This is a genomic window from Colwellia asteriadis, assembly GCF_039523295.1.
GTDB classification, from domain to species: domain Bacteria; phylum Pseudomonadota; class Gammaproteobacteria; order Enterobacterales; family Alteromonadaceae; genus Colwellia; species Colwellia asteriadis.
The window spans coordinates 279,365-302,165 of record NZ_BAAAFA010000001.1; the positions used below are offsets into that span (position 1 = coordinate 279,365).

Consider the following 22,801-nt stretch of genomic DNA (forward strand, 5'->3'; position numbering starts at 1 on the left):
TTTTACCTAAAAACTCGTTAAAATAGTCTAAAACCAGAATGATAAATTCAGCTATTTTTAGGCGCTTCTTTATGCATGCAGTATTTTTAGACACTCAAACGTTCAGCACTTCAACATCACTTTCAAGTATAAGTGAGCAAGTAGAAACGCTTACTTGTTATGAGGTAACAGCTCCTGATGAGGTGCTATCACGCGCGCACAACGCCGATATTATTATTACCAATAAAGTCGTACTCAATGCTGAATTGCTTGCCTCCCTTGCTAACATAAAACTCATTTGCATTACCGCAACGGGTTTTAATAATGTTGATATTATCGCAGCCAAAAAACATAACATTGCTGTTACCAATGTTAGCGGTTACGCTGGCAATTCTGTGGCGCAATATGTATTTGCTCAATTACTTGAGTATTACCAACAAACCACACACCATAATGCTAATACAGAACAAGGTTTATGGGCGAGTAGCAATACTTTCTGCTACCACGGCAACAGCATTACTGAACTAGCAGGTAAAACGATAGGCGTTATTGGTTATGGCAGTTTAGGGCAAGCTGTAGCAACTATTGCACGCGCCTTTTCAATGAAGGTTATTATTAGTGAGCGCCCTAATAGCAATATTATTAGAGAAGGTCGCTTGAGTTTTGACGAGGTCATTCAACAAGCCGACATACTCACCCTACATTGTCCGCAAACCGCAGACACTGAAAACCTAATTAATCGCAATGTACTGGAAAGAATGAAAAACAATGCGGTATTAATCAACACCGCGCGTGGTGCATTAGTCGATGAATTAGCACTGCTAGATGCTCTGAAAAATAAAAAAATTGCTTATGCTATTCTTGATGTGCTATCTCAAGAGCCGCCCCCAGCGAGCCATCCTTTATTAAATACTGAATTAGCTAACCTTAAAATTACTGCACACATTGCTTGGGCCAGTTCTGAAGCGCAACAACGCTTACTTGAGTTGGTCGCGCAAAACATTTTATCGTTTAAAACCGATGAAAGACTCAATCGTCTCGACTAACTACCATTAGTCATTTTTTTACAAGGTTATTCATGGACTTTCATTCACTAGCCCTCTATTCTTGCAAGTGTAGTTCTACTTATTTTTAGGAAATAATGCATGAGAAAGCTTGGTTTTATATTTATTTCATTGTACCTGTCATTACTCATTGGCTGTAATGGTCATACTGATAATGGCGACTCCCAAACACCACAAACAGTGGCAACTATTAGTTTGTCGATCACTGACAGTGAAGGTAATACCAAGGTTAGCTTTGATAAAAATGAAACCGTAACATTAATAGCAACAGTGCTAGATGATAAACAGCAAAGCATTGCTAACAAAGCAGTAGCTTTTTCAAGCTCGCTAGGAACCTTAACCGTTGATTCTAAGTTAACAAATAGTGAAGGTATCGCCTTAGTAACCTTAACCAATGATGAATTAACGCTTGGCGCAGGTAGCGCTACAGCTACTATTGGGGAAATAAGTAGTGACAGTTTCGATTTTGAGTTTATAGATAATAGCTCCCCTGTCGAACTACCAACAATTGCCACAAAAATATTATTAAATGGTGAGCTAGCTAACCAATTTAAAACTGACCAAGAAGTACAAGTACTCAGCACATTATTAGATAGTAATGGCCAAGGCATTGAAAATAAATTAATTAATTTTACCGCAGATATTGGGCAATTAAGTGCACAAAGCGCACTCACTAATGCTCAAGGTATCGCTTCAGTTTATCTGAAAAGTGACACTGACATCATTGGCGCAGGGGTTATGACTAGCGCTTATGACCTTACCAATAACGAAGATGAAAATAGCACTATTTCAAGCACAGTGAATTATCAAATATTATCTGCCGGCGCTATTATTAATAGCAATGTTCGCATTGGTCATTTTAACGATGCGGGTAGCTTTGTTGAAGGTGAAATTGCCCTATCAGTAGCTAATAATAGTATTAGTGCGGGTGGTACTTTGGGCTTACGTGTTGACTTAGTTGACGACAATAACGCCTTAATTAGTACCCCAATTCCTGTTTCGTTTTCCTCAAATTGTGTACAAAATGAAAACGCCATCATAGATGAGTCAATCTTAAGCATTAACGGGAGCGCAACTGCAACTTTTGAAGATACAAGCTGTGCCGGTAAAAATGGTACTGACGATGTATTAATAGCGAGTATCACTATTAATGGTGTTACCACAACAGCAAGCAAAGTGATTAGCATCCAAGGAGAGCAAATTGGCTCTATCGAGTTTATTTCTGCGGAGCCAACATCTATTGTATTAAAAGGCACAGGTGGACAAAATCAGCAAGAAACCTCAACACTCACCTATCGCGTTAAAAGCCAGCTTAATAATGTGCTTGCCCAACAAGAAGTTAATTTTACACTAAGCACAACGGTTGGTGGTATTACACTAAGTCGTCACTCTGGTGTTACCAATAGTCAAGGGCTTATTACTACTCAAGTTAGCGCTGGTACAGTGCCAACAGCGGTCAGAGTTACCGCCAGCGCTGCAATGGACCTTAACGGCGAAACAATTACAGTCCAAAGCCAATCAGACTTACTCTCTATTAATACTGGACTGCCAGAGCAGCGCTCTATGAGCATTGCCGCCAGTGTATTAAACCCTGAAGCACATAATGTTTTTGGTGAAGAATCAATTATTACGGTGTGGCTCTCTGATAACTTTAATAACCCTGCCCCAGACGGTACCACCGTAAACTTCACTGCTGAGGGTGGCCAAATAGCCCCTACCTGTTCAACCGTTAATGGCAGTTGCTCTGTTGCATGGCAAAGTGCAGAGCCTCGTGTTGCAGATCATCGCATTACTATTTTGGCAACGGCTTTAGGTCATGAAAGTTTTTTTGATACTAATGGTAACAACACCTTTGATGATAACGACGGTAGCGCAATTATTGACGTTGCCGGTATTAATGACTTCACTATTGACTCAGGTTTAGATAACTATCCAGCTCAAAGCAGCGGTTTTATTGATATGTCTGAGGCATGGCGTGACGATAATGAAAACAGTATTTATGATAGTGGCGAAATATTTATCGACTTTAATAACGATAACCAGTTTAACAGCGCCGATGGTTTATTTAATGGTCCGCAATGCACAGGCACAAAATGCGCTAATACTCAGGCAAAAACGATTCATACGAGAAAAGCCATTCGTTTAGTTATGGCAAGCTCTGCAGCAGAATACCGTTTAAGTAATTCTGACTACAGTACTATTTATAATGACAGCATAACAAACGATGTCGCTGACATTCCTGCTATTGCCGATGGCAGCACACAAGCGTTTAATTTTGATTTTGCTGATACAGGTACACCTAATCAAATTATGCCAGCGGGCACTACCGTAGCTATTGAATTAAGCGCAGGTACCTTATCAGGGCAAACAAGCTACCTTGTTGGTAATAGTAACCGAGCAGGTTTTAGCAATATGAGTTTTTCAATTACCAACCCCGTAGAAGATAGCTCTACTTCAGCGGTATTAATCATTACTATCACTAGCCCTAAAGGATTTGTAACTAGCCTTACACGCACTATTTTCATGTAATAAATCACGCTTGATGCTAACAAATATAAAAGGCTATTTATGGCTAATAAAGCAAAAAAGGTAATAGATTATCAAATAAATTACCAAGTACTTACCTCGCAATATTTTGCAGAGGTTATACAACTCGCGAATAAAGTGCATGGTGATGGTTACCTCAATAATGAAACGTTAATAAGCTGGGTCAACACTGGTATCACCGACAATATCAATACCAGTTTTGTTGCATTACATAATAGAAAAGTCGTTGGCTTTCGTATTACTTTTTCAGCCGATAACTGGCATATAGATCAATGGTGTAGCCCTGAAAAGTGGCAAGTACCTAAACAACAATGTTGCTATTTTAAATGTAATACCGTTGATGAAGATTTTCGCGGTTTAGGTATTGGCAAAAAATTACTTAATTTGGCTATCACATCGGCTCAACAACAAGGCGCTGTTGCTGGGGTAAGCCATTTATGGAAGCAAAGCCCAAATAATAGCGCCGTTGCTTACTTTACGCATTGTGGAGGTGAGCATGTAGCTTCTCATCCTGATAAATGGCACGAAGACTCTAAGCAAGGTTATGATTGTGTTTTATGTGGTTATAACTGCCATTGTGAAGCCGCCGAAATGATCATTTATTTCGATTAACGTTAACAGTTAGGTCAATAGTAATACTCAAAATCTACGTAACACCCAAAACATACAAGCTAATCAAGCTAGAAAAAACACTGTAAGCCATTGAAAAACAAACATTATCACTTGGTTGTCACCTAACTGTCGTGGTGGTTATGGCTAAAAGTCTGCATAGTTAGCTCGACAGCAGCGCTTGGGGTGTTTAGCTGGTTTAACTTGAGTTTTACTTAGCGAATACCGTAGCACTAAGGCAAAAACTAATACTGCGAGCTGAACTTAGATAGCATATATTGGAACAAAATATGATAGTAAAAAAATTACGATTACAAAAAAGTTGGTCACAAGAGCAACTATCACAGTTTAGCGGGTTGAGTGTACGAACTATTCAAAGAATTGAACGTGGCCATCAAGCAAGTATTGAAAGCTTAAAAGCTTTAGCTGCTGTATTTCAAATAGACCTTAACGATTTACAGCCGGAGCACGACATGAATACAAGCAACACCATTAACGATAATGTTTCGTCCCCTCTTAACCATCAAACAACTCAACTGTCTGATGATGAAAGAAAGGCAATGGAGTATGTAGAAGGTATTAAAGGCTTTTATGGGCATTTATTTTCTTTTGTAAGCTCTATTATTGTGTTGACCTTAATAAACTTATTTCTTACCCCCGGCTATTTATGGGTACTTTGGGTTATTTTCGGTTGGGGCATAGGTATAGTAAGCCATGGTATACAAGTTTTTGAAGTGTTCTCATTTTTTAGCCCTGAATGGGAAAAGAAACAAGTAGAGAAGCGCTTAGGACGTAAATTATAAACCTAATATTAAAAACGTGAATTCATTCAATAAATTCACGTTTTTTCTGTTACATAAACCTGAGTTATATAAACTCAAAGGCACTTACCCTGCTATTACTGGAAGTCGCCAATCAATAGTGACTTGTCCTTGTGCTTGCAGCCAATTATTGGCTTTAGAGAAGTGCTGACATCCAAAAAAACCGCGATAAGAAGAAAGTGGAGACGGGTGCGGCCCCGTTAACACTAAATGCTTACTTTCATCAATATTACGACCTTTTTTCTTCGCATGCGCGCCCCATAAAATAAAAACACAATGGGGATTTTCTTCACTAATCTTGTCAATCACTGCATCGGTAAAGGTTTCCCAACCAAGCTTAGCATGTGAGTGCGCATTAGCTTGTTGCACGGTAAGCACCGTATTTAATAATAAGACTCCTTGCTCAGCCCAAGTAGTTAAACAGCCGTGTTCTGGCGCGATAAAGCCATCAATATCATTTGTTAACTCTTTATAAATATTAACTAAAGAAGGTGGGATTTTAATGGTCGGTTGCACCGAAAAAGCTAAACCATGGGCTTGTGCAACACCCAATTGCTCACCGTGATAAGGGTCTTGCCCTAAAACAACCACGTTAATGTCTTTTAAATCTACCGCTTTAAAGGCATTAAAAATATCATCATCTTTGGGGAAAATAGTAATACCCGCTGAGCGCTGTTGCTTTATTTCAGCTAATAAGGCTTTAAAGTAAGGTTTACGCTGCTCGCTATTAATGAGTTGTTGCCATTGTGGTTTAATCATAAAGTTAATCCCTAAATTAATACCTAAGTTAATGCCTAAGTTAATACCAATATTGAAACGTAAAAAAACGCGAACCATGTCGCGTTTTTAATAATGCTTGTCAATAACTATTCAAGCTTAGTATTGCTATTAACCCGAAGAGATTAATAGCATCTAATTATACTATTGCTTTAATAAATAAGCACGTAGCTCAGTAAAGTCTGCTGGCATATCCGTAGATAATATTACTTCACCTGCACAGTCAGCTAATTCTTTTGGTAACCCTAACGGACTACCTAAAATACTTTCAACAACTTCTTTAAATTTAGCTGGGTGTGCTGTGCCTAAGAAAACACCAAACTCACCTTCTTGAGCGCTATATTGTAAGGCTTTATAAGCAACGGCAGCGTGAGGCTCACTAACGTAGCCTAACTTATTTAAGCCAATCATGGTTGATTGTGTTTGTTCTTCATCAATAGAAACCGAGCTAACACAGTCTTGCGGTACAATACCCGTTTTAAGCATGTGCTCTACGCGAGGCCAGTTGTTAGGGTTACTAACATCCATGGCATTAGAAATGGTGGCAACGGTTTCGTGTGGTGTCCACTCACCTGTTTCTAAATAACGAGGTACAGTGTCGTTCGCATTCGTTGCCGCAATAAAGCGCTTGATCGGTAAGCCCATTGCTTTAGCAAACAAACCTGCTGTTAAGTTACCAAAGTTACCACTAGGAATTGAAAACACTAAACTGCTTAAGTCACTTTTAACACGAGACAATTGCGCTACCGCTTCAAAGTAATAGCAAACCTGTGCCAGTAGGCGACTAATATTAATAGAGTTTGCTGAGTTTAATCCAATAGTATTTGCTAGCTCTTTGTCATCAAAAGACTGTTTTACTAAAGCTTGGCAATCGTCAAAGTCGCCATCAATTGCTAAGGTTTCAATGTTATCACCTAAAGTGGTAAACATTTTTTCTTGTAATAAACTGATTTTACCTTTCGGGTACATAATAACAACGCGGATATTATCAATACCATGAAAAGCATGAGCAACCGCGGCACCGGTATCGCCTGATGTTGCGGTTAAAATAGTTAGCTTTTTATCTTCGCCACTGGCTTTAGCATCTTTAGCACAAAAAGCTTGTAAACACTTCGCCATAAAGCGCGCACCGAAATCTTTAAATGCTAAGGTAGGACCGTGAAATAGCTCTAAAATAGCACGTTCTGGGTTGATAGGTTGTAATTGCGCAGGGAAGTTAAACGCATCAGTGATGATTTCAGTTAACTCAGCTTCAGATAAGTCTTCTTCAACAAATGGTAATAATACTTTAACGCTACGCTCAACCATAGGTAGTGCTAATAATTCTTCAATATTGTCTAAAACAGGCATTGAAGTTGGAAAAAATAATCCTTGGTTTTTACCTAAACCTTGCTTTACTGCGCCAGCAAAGCTGACTTGTTCATCATTTTCTTTTAAGTTATAAAATTTCACTGTTTATTCCTAATCAATAAACTCATTAATAGAGCTTAATAAGTTTTCGCGGTTAATACCACGGTTATCTGGTCGAAGCGATGTGATAGAGAAGCCTCTTTCTATCGCGTTCTATTATAATTGTGCTACACCATCATCACTGGCTTTACACACATGAACAAAGCCTTGCTCTGTTTGTAAATAATTGTCTTGTAACCATAAAGCAAACTGCTTGGCATGTTGCTCACTATCACTAATACAAAAAAGTGTCGGTCCTGAGCCTGAAATGCCTACACCAAGTGCACCTTGAGCGATTAAGTAATCGTGCGCTTGTTGGAATTTAGGTAACAAACCTTTGCGGTATGGTTCAGCAACAACATCATGTAATACCGAAAATGCTTGTGCTTTATCTTGACGATGACAAGCATCAACAAAGGTTGCTAGGTTTTGACCATAAGCAATTAAGTCAGCGCGACTATAACTGGTTGGTAATACTTCACGTGCCGCTTTAGTGGACACTTCAATACCTGGGTATGCCATAACATAATAACAGTCATCAAACAGAGGTAAAGCACGTGAAATAATATCTTCATCGGGGACCATTAATTGTAAACCACCTAAATAACATGGGGCTACATTATCGTAATGCAAGCTACCACTAATTTGTGCTTCCATTTCGCCAGTCATTTTCAATATTGTTTTTTTATCAAAACTAAAATCATGATACTTTGCATAAAAATCATTCAGCGCTGCCAGCGCTGCAACAACTGAGCAAGCACTTGACCCTAAACCACTACCGACAGGCATTTTTTTATCTAGTGTTAGCGCAACGTTAGCAACAGCTTGATTACTAGCTTGTAATGCTTGGTTAAATAACTGTAAACAAGACCAAACAATATTATCTTCTTTATTGGCTGGCAACTTATTAGCAAATTGACCAACAACGGTTAAGTTACTCTCGCCATCCGTTGCACTTACTGTGACTACATCGCCTAATAAAGTACCATCGATTGGTTTAACAGCTAAGCCTAAAACATCAAAACCAACACTTACATTACCAATAGAAGCAGGCGCAAAAACTGAAACACTATTTGAAGGTGCAGGCATTAGTGTTGCTCCCAAGCTAAAGTTCTTAATAAGTCACCAAAAACACCTGCGGCAGTAACTGATGCACCAGCACCGTAGCCACGTAATACAAACGGTAATGGTTGATAATAACGACTATGAATAGCTAAAGCATTTTCACCATCTTTAATGCTGTATAAAGGGTGCGAAGCATCTACCGCTTCAATAGAAACTTGGCACTTTCCGTCAACAATATTACCAATATAACGTAACACTTTACCTTCAGCTTTTGCTTTAGCAACACGTTCACTAAACTCACCATCAATAGCTTTTAAGTTAGCCATAAAAGTATCTACATCGCCACTCGCGTCAAAGTTAGCGGGTAGTACCGGCTCAATCGTAATATCTGATAGCTCAAGCTTCATTCCTGCTTCACGGGCCATAATTAATAGCTTACGCGCAACATCCATTCCGCTTAAATCGTCACGAGGATCTGGCTCTGTAAAACCATTTTCTTTCGCGATTGCAGTCGCTTCTGAAAGTGCCATACCTTCGTCTAACTTGCCAAACATATAAGATAACGAGCCCGACAGAATACCTTCAAAACGCTGTAATTTATCGCCCGCTTTAATTAAGCTTTGTAGGGTATCAATAACTGGTAAGCCAGCACCTACTGTTGTTTCATATAAAAATCGACGGTTAGTTTGTTGTGCTGTTTGACGCAATGCTTGATAGTATTCCCACGAATCGGTATTCGCTTTTTTGTTCGGTGTTACCACATGGAACCCTTCAGCTAAATAATCAACATAGCTCATCGCTAATTGCTCATTTGATGTTGAGTCAACAAACACAGGATTAATCAAGTGGTTTTCACGAACAAATCGTTTTAGGTTATCAATATTTACAGGCTGTGCTTTGCCGTTACTAACACCTTGCGCAATAACATCTTTCCAGTTATCTAAATCAATACCTTCTTTTTCAAAAACCATGCCTTGAGAGTTAGCAATACCATATACTTTTAAATCAATATTTTGCTCGTGTAAGCTTTCTTGCTGACGAGAGATTTGCGCAATAAGTTCACTGCCCACCACGCCACAACCAACAAGAAATACATCAATCGTCGGTTTATGAGAGAAAAAGTTTTGATGACTCACTTTCATCGCATCAGTACATTTACGTTGTTCTATTACCACAGAGATACTGCGCTCTGATGAGTCTTGCGCAATAGCAATAACATTAACGCGTGCCTGTGCTAGCGAGCTAAAGAACTTAGCTGCTACACCACGTTGCTGGTGCATGCCGTCACCCACTAATGAAACAATAGATAAGTCACCTGTTAATGACACTGGCTCAAGTAAGCCATTTAGTAACTCTAATTCAAATTCGTCTTGTAAGCTTTGTTGAGCCAGCGCAGCATCACTAGAGTATATACAGAAGCTGATACAGTATTCGCTTGATGACTGACTAATTAATACTAACGAGATATTTTCACGGCTCATTGCTGCAAAAACGCGGCTTGCCATGCCAACCATACCTTTCATACCCGGACCTGAAACATTAACCATAGTTAAGTCGTCAAGGTTAGAAATTGCTTTTACGCATTTCTGTTGATCGTTCTCGTTAGAGATTAATGTCCCTGGTGCACTTGGATTGCTAGTGTTTTTAATTAAGCAATCAATATGATACTGGGCAATAGGGCCAATGGTTTTAGGGTGTAAAACACTGGCGCCAAAATAAGAGAGTTCCATTGCTTCTTGGTACGACAAATAATCTAATAATTTTGCTTCTTTGATCATACGAGGATCAGCATTGTAAATACCGTCTACATCAGTCCAAATTTCACAACACTCTGCTTGCGCACATACCGCTAATACCGCCGCTGAATAATCAGAGCCATTACGCCCTAAAGTAGTAACTTGTGGCAGTTCATCATTACTCTCAACACTAACCCCAATAAAACCTGGCATTAAAGCAACTTGAGAAAGCTGACTATACTCTTGTGAGAATTTTTCTTTTGATAGTACTAAATCTGCCACCGCATTTAATGATGAATCATTAGTAAATAAAAATTTTTCTGGTGCTAATAGTGACACCTGTAAGCCAGACGCTTGTAATACGGCATCTAAAATAGCAACACTTAAGCGTTCGCCTGTACTGATAATGCGTGCGCGAATATGGTCTGGACAATAAGATAGCATTGTCGCACCTTGCATATAGCGACTTAACTGATGTTCGTAATTAACTAATGCTTGTTCACAGTGTTGATGATTGAAGTTACTAATGCTGGCAGAAAGATCATCGATAATGGTGATAATTGCGCGTTTAAAGTGCCCTAAATCTGTCACAAGTTTTGCTTCATCGCTAATATTTTCAGCCATAGCAACTAAATGGTTGGTAACACCTTGTGGAGCAGAAACGACTACTGCTACTTTAGATTCTTGGCTTTTGTCTTTAATGATCTCAGCAACTTGGCGAAAACGCTCTGCTGAAGCTAATGATGAGCCACCAAATTTAAGTACACGCATTGTTTTTCTTCCTTTCTGATAAAGAAAAAGCCCGTAACCTTTATAGGTCACGGGCTTCGATAAAAATAGTATTTTTTACACGTTAGCCAGCGACCGCCATCCTAATAAGGGTGGTGGTGGTAATAATGATAATGTGGCTTTTTTTGAATTTCATGCAGTTAAAATGCCTTAACAGAGTAGAACTGTCAAGCACTAATCGACACAAACACCGTATAAAAAATTATATTTTATGCATAAAAATTCATAGAGGTACTATTTACGGTAGATGTATGTCTTACTTCAACCGTAAATAGTATTGTTATATGAAGTTAAGCAGAAAGAGATTCATCAGAGAGGTCTAGGGCATTAAAGACTTGATTTCGACCATTGGCTTTTGCTTGATATAAAGCGGCATCAGCATTAGCAATAAGCTTTTCATAGCTGGTATCATTGTCTGATAACTGAGAAACACCAATACTGACTGATAATTGAATAATATGCTCTTGGAAAAGCACAGGCGTTTTAGCAACGGTGTTACAAACACGTTGAGCTAAATCAAGCGCCCCCTGAATATCTGTTTCAGGTAAAATAATAGCAAACTCTTCACCGCCATAACGACCAAAAACATCTTCAATTCGTAATACCGACTTTACTATTTGAGTAACATCAATCAGAGCTTTATCACCACCTTGATGGCCATAATTATCATTAAGCTTTTTGAAGTGATCTAAATCCAACATTATCAGCGCTAATTTTTTATTGTGACGACGCGCTTTTGCGTACTCTTGCTCTAATGACTCTTGCCAATGCCTACGGTTAAATATTTGTGTTAAACCATCGATACGACTAATTAGTGCTAATTCTTTTAAGGTTTTTTGCAGTTGACCTTGGTAATGGCATACGTCAGTAACATCTTCAATAAGAATACAAATATAACTGTGCTCACCGGCGACATCTAGCGGTAGAAAAGTACAGTTTTGCGCCATAAACTCACTATCGGTGGTAATGGGTCTAGTATGAGGTAACTCAAATAAATGGTGTCGTTGTTCCCATGAAGAAAAGCTGGGAGTGTTAAGCTGTAATACCCCTGAAAGTTTACGCTCGAACCAACGTTGAGGTAGCTCAGGAAAGACATCAAAAATTAAGCGCCCTACCACCTCTTCAGAGCTTTTATTAGCATGGACTTGAATAAAGCGATTCCACATTACTACCTTAAAGTCTCTATCAACAACAAGTACCCCAGTATTAAGCTGATCTGAAACTTGATTAGTAATAGAAGAAACCACATCACTGGGCAGTGAGGTGGTTGAAGGAGCACTTTCATTGGTATTAGACATTAGAAGTCTTCCAATATTCTATCAATGACTTTTTTGATATTCATAATTGCCGTTTCTGGAATTAACAGAATCATATTACAGTTAAAAGAGTAATCTGTTACCTGGTAATTAATATTTACTTTTAAAGCAAAATCCCAACTAAAAGTCATTTGCTGTAAATGTTCAGACAAGCTATTTTGTGCACTTGGTAATAGTTTCGGTGCGTTATACGACATTTGGTTGTCAATTTGACTCGCAAAAACATTTAAAAAAGTGGTCGTAAGGATTGAGCTAATATCGATTAGCTGTTCATCATGCGAAAGCTCATCTGGCTCATAACCTAACAAATCAGCAATACGACCCGAGTCTTCATCTTGATAAACCAATAAGGCTTCACCACGAATACCTTCATAGCCAAAAAATCCTTGGCTAACAATGGCAACAGCACTTTCTTTATCATCTAATGTTTGCGTTAAGCTGCTGGTGCTAATACTTTCAATACTAGGGACCTTTAAATAAACAAAGGTGTCAAGGTAACGAGCAAGTTGATCACTCGCTTGACCCATCGCCACATTGATAAGCTCTTGCAAACAGTCCTGTTGATCTTCTGTTAAATGAAATGCGTTCATAGTAGGCCGTGCTGTTGTAGCTCTTGGGTTAAACGTTCAGCTTTAATTGGCTTTTGTAAAAAAGCTTTTGCTCCTAATGCCAGAACTTTACTCTGCATCTCAGGTTGAATATCTGCCGAAATAACAAAAACACTACATTCAATATTCAGTTTTTGTATGCCTTGAAGCACACCAACACCATCAATACCTGGCATCGTTAAATCAAGAAAGAGTATGTCAATATTGCTGGCACGCAGTATTGTTAAGGCTTCAACGCCGTTAGTCGCAGTTTGAAGGTTATCATGCCATGATTCAGGCAAGCTTCGAAGCACTTGCTTTCGAGCCATATTTGAGTCATCACAAATAAGTACAGCTGGGCTCATAAGAGGGGGGATCCTTGCGCCATTATTATTATATTGCTGATAACTTACCCTAAAAAGCCTCATTTGTTAATCAACAATTGCTTTTTTTTCACATTTATTAAGAGCAGTATTGACGTTTTTACTGACAGCCCTACTATAAATACTCAGCATAACTAACATCAACCAACACCATGAGAAGACCTGCCTGAGTTAGGGTTAAAAATCGATAACTTAACTATCAACGCGAAAGTAACATTAGGGTGATATGTAGTAGGGTTGTAAAATTAACACTAATACAAGATAACGAAAAAGGCTAAAGTCTCATTTAGATGTAGGTCCGTGTATAGTTCGAAATTGACATATAAAACAATTATTTGTTAATGATTATTTTAACGTCGGCCAATGAAGTGCCTGTTGATGTTCACTAAGCCATTGCTTAGCTTTTAGATATTCTGGGCAGTGTTTAGCAACCAAACGCCAAAAGTTATTTGAATGGTTCAAATGCACCAAATGACAAAGCTCATGAATAATCACATAATCAATAACCCACCACGGCGCCATCATTAATAAATAGTTAAGACTGATTTCTTTACGACTATTACAACTTCCCCATCGAGCTTTATATTGACGAATATTAAGTTGCGCAGGAACAAGTTTAGTTTGCTCGCTGAGCTGCTTAACTCGCGCTGGCATCAATTCTTTAGCTTGCTCACTTAAATAGCTTTCGATATGTTTTTTTACTGAACGAGCTAAAGCTGCTTCATTACTGAGTCTGTTATAAATACGATGGCTAATATTAACCTGTAAATAATTCAGCTCAGTATTTTTGTGATGAGTACTTTTGTGACTAGTGCTTTCCTGATTAATGACTGCGTGGTTATAAACAACACTCACATCACTACGCTTAGCCTGCGCAATAGTTAGCGTATATTGTTCGCCTAAAATATACAGCTTTGCCCCTTCAACAAAATGACATTGATGGCTCAAATTTTCACGCTGAGCTAGCAACTTCTCTTGTAGCCAAGCTGATTTTTTGTTGATGAAGCCCTTAATAAAAGCTTCATCAACAAAAGAAGGTGCGCGAACAATAATACGTCCTTGCTTTACCTGTAGTCCTAGGGTTTTACGCCGCTCACTACGAATTAATTGATATTCAAGCATCAACAAAAACGGTGTGATAGTCTAAAATCAATCAAAAAATAGCGCTCTTAATTAGGCTTTACTTTAGCTTTTGGCGCTTTTTTCTCAACATCAGACGTTACCTTATCCACTGCAGCTTGTTCAGCTACTGGCTCACTCGCTGGTGTTGGTACTTTTTTCGTTGCCTTTTTAGCAGGCTTTTTGGCGAGTAAAGCAACAAGCACTTCTTCACGTTTTTGTGCTAAATAAATGCTCAACTCCTCTGCTAATCCATCGCTTAGCTCAACAGGTGATTCGGCAAACACTTCTGCTAAGTTATCAGCCATATCCAACATGCGATCATATTCATCTGCTGATTTCTTATCCATAAACGTTTTTACCTCTGCCCCATGTCTAATCACTACAAATCGACTTTCAACTGCCATGCGTTTTCCTATTCCTCTAAAGTAAACAAAGCGTCACGCTACCTAATTTCACACAATACCACAGACTCAACAAAAACTGTATATAAAAACAGTTACATTTATAACGCACTCCCCAAATTTAACAATAATTAATTTAAACGAACTGACATTCAACTGATGACCAACTGCATATACTAAGAATTTCGTATGTTGAAATACGTCTAAATGTAAATGTTCGTAACAGAGATAACATCTGTTTATTTAATAAGCAACAAAACAATCAACTACTTAATAAATATTAATCATTCTCTTTGACATTTTTTACTTACATCCGTAACCGAAATGCTTACAACTTTTCTATAAAAACCAGTCACTATTATAAGTGTGCAGAGGGCATTGCATTAATAACTGCACGGTTGTTAGTTAACGCAATTAACTAGCTAAAAATATAATTTAACTGACTTATTATTGGAGAATATAATGACTACTTTTAAAAAAACCTTATTAGCCGCTGCAGCAATTCTACCTCTAGTGGCTTTATCACTACCTAGCCATGCTGTTATGGACTCTTACATGGAGAAAGCGCTAATTAATGTTTGTAAAGCAGCGAAAAGTAATAGCGTACTTAAACTTAAAAGCACTACCAAATATTACCGCTTAAAAACGAAAACCGTTGCTTTGGGTTTGGTTTGTAACGGCGATGATGTCATTACTTTTGCTGAAAGCTATGGCGCAAACAAAACTGCAGCTACGCTGCAAAAAAGTATCGGACGAGTTAGTATTACTGATGTTGCTTCTGTACAAAAGTTAAATGTAACTTTCTAGAACGTGAAAATACAATAAGATTAAATGAAAGTTAATAGGCTCTTGAATAAGTTATCGTTAATAGCATGCTTAGAGTAACTCATGCTATTAACCTGCTTATTTTACTATTAATTAAAAATCGCTTTCTTAGCTCGCGACGCTGAAATTAGCTTGTGCTAAAGAGCTTTTCAAACCATGATCGTTTATCTACTTTAGGTTGTAAGCAGTTTTTAGAAATACGAACCCCCGCAGCAACGGCAGGATAAAGTGTAGTACCTTCACACTGCTCGTTTACCGCTAGCCCTGTTTTTTGTTCAAATGGCAGCATAATAACCCCATCGGGCATATGCTCTTTTCTATCGCTAATACCTTGCGCTTTCATAAAATCAGCAAATAAAGGTAATGCGCCACTACTGCCTGTTAGCCCTGTCGGCTTGTTATCATCGTTGCCTAGCCATGTGGTCACTAGATGTTTGGCGTCATAACCAACAAACCAACTGTCACGTAAGTCATTACTGGTACCGGTTTTACCTGCAACACTGTTATTAGGTAAGCGCCAGCTAAGTGATTTTGCCGAGCCAATTTGAGTAACTTGCCCTAACGCATAATTTAATAAATAAGCACCATGATTAGATAGACGCTGCTCTTGCAAGTCATTATACGTCCACAAGGTTTCACCTTGGCTCGACATAATATGAGTAATTGCATGACTTTTCTTATATTGACCATTCGCTGCAATCGGTAAATAAAGCTGATTAATTTCTACTGGCGACATAGTCATCGAGCCTAGCAGCATTGCTGGGCGCATCGTAATATCTTGCTGATAGCCTAATAAATGTATAGCATCTGCGACATTATCAAGTCCTAGCGCCATACCTAAATTCACCGTTGGTATATTTAATGAATTCACTAAGCCGGTAATAAGTGGCACTTGACCACGGTATTTACCATCATAGTTTTTCGGTCGCCACAAGTGGCTTACTTGTGTATCACTCTTTTTATTTTGGCCGGTTTCACGGCTTAATGTAATAGCTTTATCGTCAAGTAATGTTGCTAAATTATATTGTTCAAAACGCTCTAACGCAGCTAAGTAAATAGCAGGTTTAATTAATGAACCAATTTGACGTTTTGCATCTAACGCGCGATTAAAGCCAGCAAAACCGCTAACACGATCTCCCGCTAAAGCTCTTACTTCTCCCGTTGAAATATCACTAACCACCATAGCGGCCTGTAAAGATTTTTGTTGGTATTTTTTTTCTAACAACGGCAACTGCGTATTAATAGTTTGCTCAACTAATTGCTGACTACGATGAGAGAAACCAGTAAAAACTTTAATGCCTGATTTGCGAAGATCTTCAGAAACCAACTCGTTTAATTCTTGGTTAACTAATTGTAAATACGCTGGGTATTTTTTCTTTCTACTTTGTCGCTTATTTGTCACGCTTAACGGTGCATTTACCGCATATTTAAACTCAGCAAGCGATAACATGTCTTGCTCAAGCATTAAACGTAAAATTAAATCTCTGCGTTGTTTAGCGCGTTTAGGGTGGCGCCGAGGATCATAGTAGCTCGGGCCTTTCACTTGTGCGATGAGTAATGCTATTTCATGGTTTGTTAACTGCGCAATATTTTTTCCAAAATAGAAGTTTGATGCCAAGCCAAAACCATAAACACCATGAGCAAAGTTTTGTCCTAAATAAACTTCATTTAAATAGGCTTCAAGTAGCTGATCTTTGCTGTAGCGAAACTCTAAAATAAGCGCCATTAAGGCTTCTTGCGCTTTTCTGGTTAAAGTACGGTCTCGCGTTAAAAACATATTTTTAACTAACTGCTGTGTTAGCGTACTTCCCCCTTGCACTGTTCTGCCTGCACGCATATTTGCATACAAGGCTCGAAGAATACCTAATGGTGATACACCGCTGTGGTGATAAAAATCTCTATCTTCAATTAATAACAATGTATCAATGAGCTGTGCTGGCACCTGTTGTAAAACAATTAATTCACGATCTTCTTTATTGTCTGGTACTAATCTAGCGATTAACTGCGGCTCCAGCTGAATACTCGGCACAACATTATGTTGCACATATAAGGCTGTAATGTGGTTATTTTCCACTTCGATAGTTAACGGCTCAGCCCCCATAAAACCTTGCGCAAACGTAAATGCTCGCTGAAAGATAATCAACCGATGGCTCGACTGCGCAAACTGCCCCGGTGCACTAACTTTGGCAACTTTTTTATAGCCTTTTAATTTTAATTCTTGCGCAATATGGCTAAGGTTAGCTTCATCACCAACATGTAACGTATCTACCTTACCGTAAACTTGCACAGGTACTTGCCAACGTTCACCTTCAAAGGTTTTTTTCACCTTTGCATCAAGATAAATAAGCACAATAATCAAGGTAAAAAAAGCGGCAATGCATACTTTAAAAAAAGTACGTAGGCACCACGATAACCAACCTTTCGCTTGCCCATCATTTGTTTTAATCGCTGATTTTTTTTCGCTAGTATTTTTACTTTTTTTAGCGCGTGTTTTTTTATTGTCTGTCATATAACTTAATTTATCTTCTCAGCCACATTAGGCTATTTTCGGGTAATAATTTCTTAAATCGCAAATTACTTTATTTAGCTGGTACCATAATTATGTGGTTTTAATATGTCGTTTAGTTTTATTAGTGGCAACCGCATTAGCGGGATCATCTGGCCAATAATGTTTTGGATAACGACTTTTCATGTCTTTTTGCACCGCTTGATAACTTCCTTGCCAAAATTGTACTAAATCTTGCGTTACCTGAATGGGCCGCTGCGCGGGTGATAGCAACTCTAATAATAATGGAATACCTGCAATAGCGGTATTGCCTGTAATAATACCCACACAAGGAGTTTGCGTTAAACCATAGAGCTCTTGCATGGGCAATGACACTTTCGGTGATTTTTCTTGGTTATACGTTATGGGGCAGTGTCGTCCTGTTGGCCCAATGAATACAGTAGGTGCAGCATGCTTAAGTTGTTGCTGCTGCTGATAATCAAGTAGTGACAATAACATTGCACTTAAATCAATTTTATCTAACTGTGCTTTACTTTTAATAGCGCCAACAAAAGGCGCGAACCATATCGGTAAGTGATTAAGTAAATAATCCTCATCTATCATTGGAAGTTTCAACTCAGACACATAGTGATTAAGCCACTGCCAGCGTGCCTTAAGAGCAATGTCTTTCGCTTGCCAATTAAGAAAAGACAAACCTTTTTGTCTGACTAAATCACACCACATGGTACTAATATTTTGCTCATTAAGCCCTGTAGAGACTTTTTGTTCATTGAGCACTAAAGCGCCAAGTTTGCTTTGATGACGGGCAATAATTTTACCTGTAGTTGTATCGAAGGTAGCATTGTCTTGCGCGATAACCTGTTCACTAAAAAGCAGTTCTATCGCCGATAAATCAATGCTTGCGGCTAATTTAGCACTCAACTGGTGATTAAATTGCATTAGCTGTGCAAGGACTAGAAACTCTTCATTTGCTAAGGCATCATCACTATTCACCTGTGCCCCTTTGCCGTTAGCACATAAAAAACTACAAGCACTAACACCTGAGTTTACATTTGCACGACCACGAACTTTAGCAACACGCTCAGGGTAGGCTAGTGCTAAAATAAGCCCCGTATTTTCAAGTGATATATTGTTAATGTTGAAACTAATATCAGCACGTTTAGCGACTATTTGTGCTTGCTTGACAATACGTTTCATCAAGCCATTATTCGTAAAAGAGTTTTCAGTAAATAACTGTAAACGATGCACTAAATTAATATTATGCTGTGCTTGCTCTGCACGAAATATATCACGTTCTTCTAACAGCGCCGCCATTAAACAAGCTAACGACGGATCACTATTGAGCACTTGGTTATTGGCTTTGCTATAGTTTTTAATGGCAAAAATCATATGTGCAAAGCGAGGGTGGCAAGGTAAAGCGGCAACTAAACCACCATGTGCAGTTAAACGTTTTTGCCTATCAACTATTAATAGGCTTTCAAGCTCTTGCCAGCCTTGTTGCTCTTTACTAGCACTTGGTAACTCTAACATTGGCAGCTCTGCTAATGCACTAACACCCCAACGGGCGGCTTCAATTAATGTTGGTAATAAATCAGCCTGCTGAATAGCATTCTCTGGATATTGCGGACGCCTATCAAAACTGTCTTTTGCAAATAACCGAATACATTTGCCCGGCATTAATCGCCCTGCTCGTCCAGCGCGTTGAATGGCAGACGCTTTTGCTATTTGTTTTTGCACTAATTTGTTAAGCAAGCTGGCGCTATCATAAATAGCCACTTTTTCTAAACCGCTATCAATAACTAAATTAACCCCCTCAATAGTTAATGAAGTCTCTGCAATATTGGTGGCTAGTACGACTTTGTTAACACCTAGCTCAGATGGCGCTATTGCCAGCTGTTGTTCACGTAACGATAATTCACCATATAAAGGGCATATAAGTGTGTTATCAGGTAGTGATGATGCTAATCGTTCAGCCACAAAGCGAATATCGCCAACCCCAGGTAAAAAGACTAAAATAGCACCATCATGTTGTTGCGCTTGTTGCTTAATCACATTAACGGCATGTTCTCGCCAATACTGTGCATTAGTTGGTGCTTGATATTCTATGTCGACGGGAAAACTGCGCCCTTCACTCGTAATTGAAACAGCATCAGGTAATGCACCCAATAAATTATCACTATCAATAGTTGCCGACATCAGGAGTATTTTTAAATCGTCGCGTAACTCAGTTTGCACTTCTCTAGCTAAAGCGAATGCTAAGTCCCCTTGTAGGCTACGCTCATGAAATTCATCAAAAACAATTAAGGCTGTACCAACAAGCTCGGCGTCTTGTTGAATAATTTGCGTTAAAATACCTTCAGTGATCACTTCAATACGTGTATGTGCTGATACTGATTTTTCATGTCGTAACCGATAACCAATAGTATCACCAACACGTTCACCTAACTGGCTTGCTAAAAAATTAGCAATATTTTTTACCGCTAAGCGTCGTGGTTGCAATAAATAAATTTTTTGGTTTGTTAGGGCTGGTAAGGTTAATAACCATAAAGGCAACCCTGTAGACTTACCTGCTCCAGGGGGGGCAGATAGAACCACAGTATTATGCTGAGTTAAAAGCTGCCCAAATTCAGCTTTAATAGCGGTAATAGGTAATGCAGGCAAAGACGACATAAAATCATATCACTGTAAATAATAACAGCATAATAGCAATTATTTCACTGACACCCAAGATAAGTAAAACAAACTCCAAAAATTTACCGTTAATATCCCTATAAATATCAAATACTCGTTACTTTCATGGATTAAATTTTACAAACCAACAGCTAAGTTATCATTAATTTTTATCAAAAATAATCTTGAAAATATAAAAATCCATGCTTACTTGCAAGTTTACTTCAAACTGGTATACCTGTATCTCTTGGCTTACTTATAAGGAACTATTATGCAATTTTCACAACATGGACAGTACACCATAGAACACCAAGACAACATTTTGATTGTTGATGCCGCTGGCCCTTTTAATGACGAAACAGCAAAGCATTATCACCAAGATATAACACAATTAATTAATGAATTATCTGGCGAGGCGTGGGGCTCATTAGTCACTTTCCATGGTAACAGTATTTTTACCCCTGACGCTGAGCAACAATTAATTGAAACGACACGTTATCGACAAGAGCGCGGTATGATAGCGATTGCTGTAGTAATCACTAATAGTGCCTATGCTGATATTCAACAAATGCAATTACAACGAATTTATCGTCAATGCCGTATAGATTTTCATGTTTTTAGCGAGGTGAGCCGTGCCAAGTCTTGGCTCAATCAGTTTATAACTCGTCGTCAAGATAAAGGGTAAGAAAGCACAGCGTTAATAAAGTTTTTAGCGTAGAGTAAGCATAATCTCGATTTTATTTTACATTACTTTTAACATTATCTATGCAATTTACTTTATACCCCGCAACACTCATCAAACGTTACAAACGCTTTTTGGCCGACATAACCTTACCTGGTAACACACAAAAATTTATAAATCACTCCAATACTGGTTGTGATTAGTCATTAGTTAAAGAGGCTTTAAGTTTACGTGGGGTACTGGATGATTACTCTTTAGATAAGCGCAATAACAATGGTCTAAAAGTATTAATTAATAGGTTTAAATTGGATGAATAATATTCAAAGACTTTATGCCTATTATATTGCTCCATATAATTAATATTTAGAGGTGTAATAGAGATTCTTCGTTCATCATCATTCCATGAAAGTTTATCGTTAACTCTTACATCTAATTTATTTTTCAGTCTCGCCAATTCATGATAAAAGTATCGCCCCTTATCATTATTAACAAACCTTATAAAAACACCAATGGAATCAGACTTCTTATCTTTATAAAGTGTTACCCATGCGATCATCCCAGAAGGCGGCAACGACATGCTGATCGAACTTTGTTTGCTGGTATTACAGATTGGTTGTGCCGAATCATCTAACTTCAATTCAGATAGAAACTGACTCCAATACTCTTGATTAAGGATTTGATCTTCTGTTGGTTGATTATTTGAATTCGACTCTAGTCGATCTATTGCAACGTCTTCCGAAAGATTTGCAGCAACACTAATATTTGCATTTTCAATAGATATTACATGTCTTTCAACTATCTCTGTTTTTTGCAACAATCTTGGTTGAACGAGTAATGAATCATTCTCCATTTTAAATATCATCATTTCAACCATGGCAAAACTAAACTCCAGTGATGCATTACGCGTCAGAAAATCATTTATTTCATTAGCGCCTTCACGAATACCATCTCCTACGACCATTAAAAGAAACTTACCTCCCGATAAGCTTTTTTGAACAGCATCAATAAAATAAGCTTCCGGTAAATCATTACAATGCGCTTTAACACACTCATAAAGTGAAACATCACCTGTACGCCTTTTAACTTGGTTATCAAGCTCTGTATAACTCCACTTATTGAGATCTTTTGCATAATCAAGTGTCTGACCTACAACTTCACGACGTGATTGAGGGTTCCTGTATAGCTTCACCTCAACGATAATAATCCTTCCTGCGGTTGTTACATAAAGACAATCAATTCTTCCTGATGATGATTGTAGCTCCATACATATAGGCACCAAGTCAGTATAATCTGGATTAATCTCATGAATAGGTAACAAATCAGTATTTTCAAAAATAATTGTTTGTAACCACTTTTCGTCATAAACACTACTATCTGCAAAATCAATTCTATTGAGCTTTTCAATAATTTTATTTTTGTTTATTAGTAATGGAGTTGTATTGGTATTCATGGAGAATCTCTTTATGATGAAAA

General features: G+C 38.3%; 19 protein-coding genes. 6 read left to right on the forward strand and 13 right to left on the reverse strand.

The window, feature by feature from the left end:
• Positions 1 to 71 precede the first annotated feature (71 nt).
• The 4 genes from ABD005_RS01140 to ABD005_RS01155 all read left to right on the forward strand — a co-directional run bounded on the left by ABD005_RS01140 (position 72) and on the right by ABD005_RS01155 (position 5,002).
• Complete coding sequence (locus tag ABD005_RS01140) at positions 72 to 1,025, forward strand: D-2-hydroxyacid dehydrogenase (RefSeq protein WP_343813947.1); 954 nt, start codon at positions 72 to 74, stop codon at positions 1,023 to 1,025.
• A gap of 99 nt (positions 1,026 to 1,124) precedes the next feature.
• Positions 1,125 to 3,572, forward strand: coding sequence for an Ig-like domain-containing protein (locus ABD005_RS01145; RefSeq protein ID WP_343813950.1), 2,448 nt, complete (start codon positions 1,125 to 1,127; stop codon positions 3,570 to 3,572).
• Positions 3,573 to 3,611: 39 nt separating this feature from the next.
• A complete protein-coding gene (locus tag ABD005_RS01150) occupies positions 3,612 to 4,202 on the forward strand; it encodes a GNAT family N-acetyltransferase (protein WP_343813953.1) in 591 nt (196 codons plus the stop codon).
• A 287-nt stretch (positions 4,203 to 4,489) separates the two neighbouring features.
• Positions 4,490 to 5,002 carry a 2TM domain-containing protein gene (locus ABD005_RS01155; protein WP_343813956.1) on the forward strand — a complete coding sequence of 171 codons (513 nt, stop codon included), beginning with the start codon at positions 4,490 to 4,492 and terminating at the stop codon, positions 5,000 to 5,002.
• Positions 5,003 to 5,086: 84 nt separating this feature from the next.
• Here the strand turns inward: ABD005_RS01155 and ung are convergent, their stop codons facing one another.
• The 10 genes from ung to ABD005_RS01200 all read right to left on the reverse strand — a co-directional run bounded on the left by ung (position 5,087) and on the right by ABD005_RS01200 (position 14,648).
• Entirely contained in the window at positions 5,087 to 5,779 is a 693-nt protein-coding gene (gene ung, locus ABD005_RS01160; protein WP_343814851.1) for a uracil-DNA glycosylase, read from the reverse strand.
• Positions 5,780 to 5,941: 162 nt separating this feature from the next.
• Positions 5,942 to 7,249 (reverse strand): threonine synthase, encoded by a 1,308-nt coding sequence (gene thrC, locus ABD005_RS01165; protein WP_343813959.1) that lies wholly within the window; start codon positions 7,247 to 7,249, stop codon positions 5,942 to 5,944.
• Positions 7,250 to 7,363: 114 nt separating this feature from the next.
• A complete protein-coding gene (gene thrB / locus ABD005_RS01170) occupies positions 7,364 to 8,335 on the reverse strand; it encodes a homoserine kinase (protein ID WP_343813962.1) in 972 nt (323 codons plus the stop codon).
• The gene (thrA, locus tag ABD005_RS01175; RefSeq protein ID WP_343813965.1) at positions 8,335 to 10,818 is read right to left on the reverse strand and encodes a bifunctional aspartate kinase/homoserine dehydrogenase I; all 2,484 of its coding nucleotides are present in this window, start codon (positions 10,816 to 10,818) and stop codon (positions 8,335 to 8,337) included. Before thrA ends, thrB begins: the two co-directional genes overlap by 1 nt.
• 82 nt (positions 10,819 to 10,900) lie before the next feature.
• The gene (gene thrL, locus ABD005_RS18175; protein WP_354668372.1) at positions 10,901 to 10,972 is read right to left on the reverse strand and encodes a thr operon leader peptide; all 72 of its coding nucleotides are present in this window, start codon (positions 10,970 to 10,972) and stop codon (positions 10,901 to 10,903) included.
• Positions 10,973 to 11,126: 154 nt separating this feature from the next.
• The gene (locus ABD005_RS01180) at positions 11,127 to 12,134 is read right to left on the reverse strand and encodes a GGDEF domain-containing protein (RefSeq protein WP_215979717.1); all 1,008 of its coding nucleotides are present in this window, start codon (positions 12,132 to 12,134) and stop codon (positions 11,127 to 11,129) included.
• A complete protein-coding gene (locus tag ABD005_RS01185) occupies positions 12,134 to 12,742 on the reverse strand; it encodes a chemotaxis protein (RefSeq protein WP_215979718.1) in 609 nt (202 codons plus the stop codon). Before ABD005_RS01185 ends, ABD005_RS01180 begins: the two co-directional genes overlap by 1 nt.
• Positions 12,739 to 13,104, reverse strand: coding sequence for a response regulator (locus tag ABD005_RS01190; RefSeq protein WP_215979719.1), 366 nt, complete (start codon positions 13,102 to 13,104; stop codon positions 12,739 to 12,741). The genes ABD005_RS01185 and ABD005_RS01190 overlap by 4 nt, the downstream gene beginning before the upstream one ends.
• Positions 13,105 to 13,467: 363 nt before the next feature.
• Positions 13,468 to 14,244, reverse strand: coding sequence for a M48 family metallopeptidase (locus ABD005_RS01195; protein ID WP_343813972.1), 777 nt, complete (start codon positions 14,242 to 14,244; stop codon positions 13,468 to 13,470).
• Between the two features lie 47 nt (positions 14,245 to 14,291).
• Complete coding sequence (locus ABD005_RS01200; protein WP_215979721.1) at positions 14,292 to 14,648, reverse strand: YebG family protein; 357 nt, start codon at positions 14,646 to 14,648, stop codon at positions 14,292 to 14,294.
• Between the two features lie 459 nt (positions 14,649 to 15,107).
• On the opposite strand from ABD005_RS01200, the gene ABD005_RS01205 reads away from it, so the two are divergent.
• Positions 15,108 to 15,452, forward strand: coding sequence for a DUF3718 domain-containing protein (locus ABD005_RS01205; RefSeq protein WP_343813977.1), 345 nt, complete (start codon positions 15,108 to 15,110; stop codon positions 15,450 to 15,452).
• A gap of 145 nt (positions 15,453 to 15,597) precedes the next feature.
• Here the strand turns inward: ABD005_RS01205 and mrcB are convergent, their stop codons facing one another.
• Positions 15,598 to 17,979: a penicillin-binding protein 1B gene (gene mrcB, locus ABD005_RS01210; RefSeq protein WP_343813980.1), complete on the reverse strand. Its 2,382-nt coding sequence runs from the start codon at positions 17,977 to 17,979 to the stop codon at positions 15,598 to 15,600.
• Positions 17,980 to 18,069: 90 nt separating this feature from the next.
• Complete coding sequence (gene hrpB, locus ABD005_RS01215) at positions 18,070 to 20,646, reverse strand: ATP-dependent helicase HrpB (protein WP_343813983.1); 2,577 nt, start codon at positions 20,644 to 20,646, stop codon at positions 18,070 to 18,072.
• 271 nt (positions 20,647 to 20,917) lie between these two features.
• On the opposite strand from hrpB, the gene ABD005_RS01220 reads away from it, so the two are divergent.
• Positions 20,918 to 21,331: a hypothetical protein gene (locus ABD005_RS01220; protein WP_215979725.1), complete on the forward strand. Its 414-nt coding sequence runs from the start codon at positions 20,918 to 20,920 to the stop codon at positions 21,329 to 21,331.
• Positions 21,332 to 21,575: 244 nt separating this feature from the next.
• On the opposite strand, the gene ABD005_RS01225 is transcribed toward ABD005_RS01220, so the two are convergent.
• Positions 21,576 to 22,778, reverse strand: a complete 1,203-nt coding sequence (locus ABD005_RS01225; protein ID WP_343813988.1) for a DUF4268 domain-containing protein — start codon at positions 22,776 to 22,778, stop codon at positions 21,576 to 21,578.
• Positions 22,779 to 22,801 lie beyond the last annotated feature (23 nt).

Coding starts and splice junctions, on each gene's coding strand:
- ABD005_RS01140 (WP_343813947.1), top strand. CDS start 72: ATGCATGCAGTATTTTTAGACACTCAAACGTTCAGCACTTCAACATCA.
- ABD005_RS01145 (WP_343813950.1), top strand. CDS start 1,125: ATGAGAAAGCTTGGTTTTATATTTATTTCATTGTACCTGTCATTACTC.
- ABD005_RS01150 (WP_343813953.1), top strand. CDS start 3,612: ATGGCTAATAAAGCAAAAAAGGTAATAGATTATCAAATAAATTACCAA.
- ABD005_RS01155 (WP_343813956.1), top strand. CDS start 4,490: ATGATAGTAAAAAAATTACGATTACAAAAAAGTTGGTCACAAGAGCAA.
- ung (WP_343814851.1), bottom strand. CDS start 5,779: ATGATTAAACCACAATGGCAACAACTCATTAATAGCGAGCAGCGTAAA.
- thrB (WP_343813962.1), bottom strand. CDS start 8,335: ATGCCTGCACCTTCAAATAGTGTTTCAGTTTTTGCGCCTGCTTCTATT.
- thrA (WP_343813965.1), bottom strand. CDS start 10,818: ATGCGTGTACTTAAATTTGGTGGCTCATCATTAGCTTCAGCAGAGCGT.
- ABD005_RS01180 (WP_215979717.1), bottom strand. CDS start 12,134: ATGTCTAATACCAATGAAAGTGCTCCTTCAACCACCTCACTGCCCAGT.
- ABD005_RS01185 (WP_215979718.1), bottom strand. CDS start 12,742: ATGAACGCATTTCATTTAACAGAAGATCAACAGGACTGTTTGCAAGAG.
- ABD005_RS01190 (WP_215979719.1), bottom strand. CDS start 13,104: ATGAGCCCAGCTGTACTTATTTGTGATGACTCAAATATGGCTCGAAAG.
- ABD005_RS01195 (WP_343813972.1), bottom strand. CDS start 14,244: ATGCTTGAATATCAATTAATTCGTAGTGAGCGGCGTAAAACCCTAGGA.
- ABD005_RS01200 (WP_215979721.1), bottom strand. CDS start 14,648: ATGGCAGTTGAAAGTCGATTTGTAGTGATTAGACATGGGGCAGAGGTA.
- ABD005_RS01205 (WP_343813977.1), top strand. CDS start 15,108: ATGACTACTTTTAAAAAAACCTTATTAGCCGCTGCAGCAATTCTACCT.
- mrcB (WP_343813980.1), bottom strand. CDS start 17,979: ATGACAGACAATAAAAAAACACGCGCTAAAAAAAGTAAAAATACTAGC.
- hrpB (WP_343813983.1), bottom strand. CDS start 20,646: ATGTCGTCTTTGCCTGCATTACCTATTACCGCTATTAAAGCTGAATTT.
- ABD005_RS01220 (WP_215979725.1), top strand. CDS start 20,918: ATGCAATTTTCACAACATGGACAGTACACCATAGAACACCAAGACAAC.
- ABD005_RS01225 (WP_343813988.1), bottom strand. CDS start 22,778: ATGAATACCAATACAACTCCATTACTAATAAACAAAAATAAAATTATT.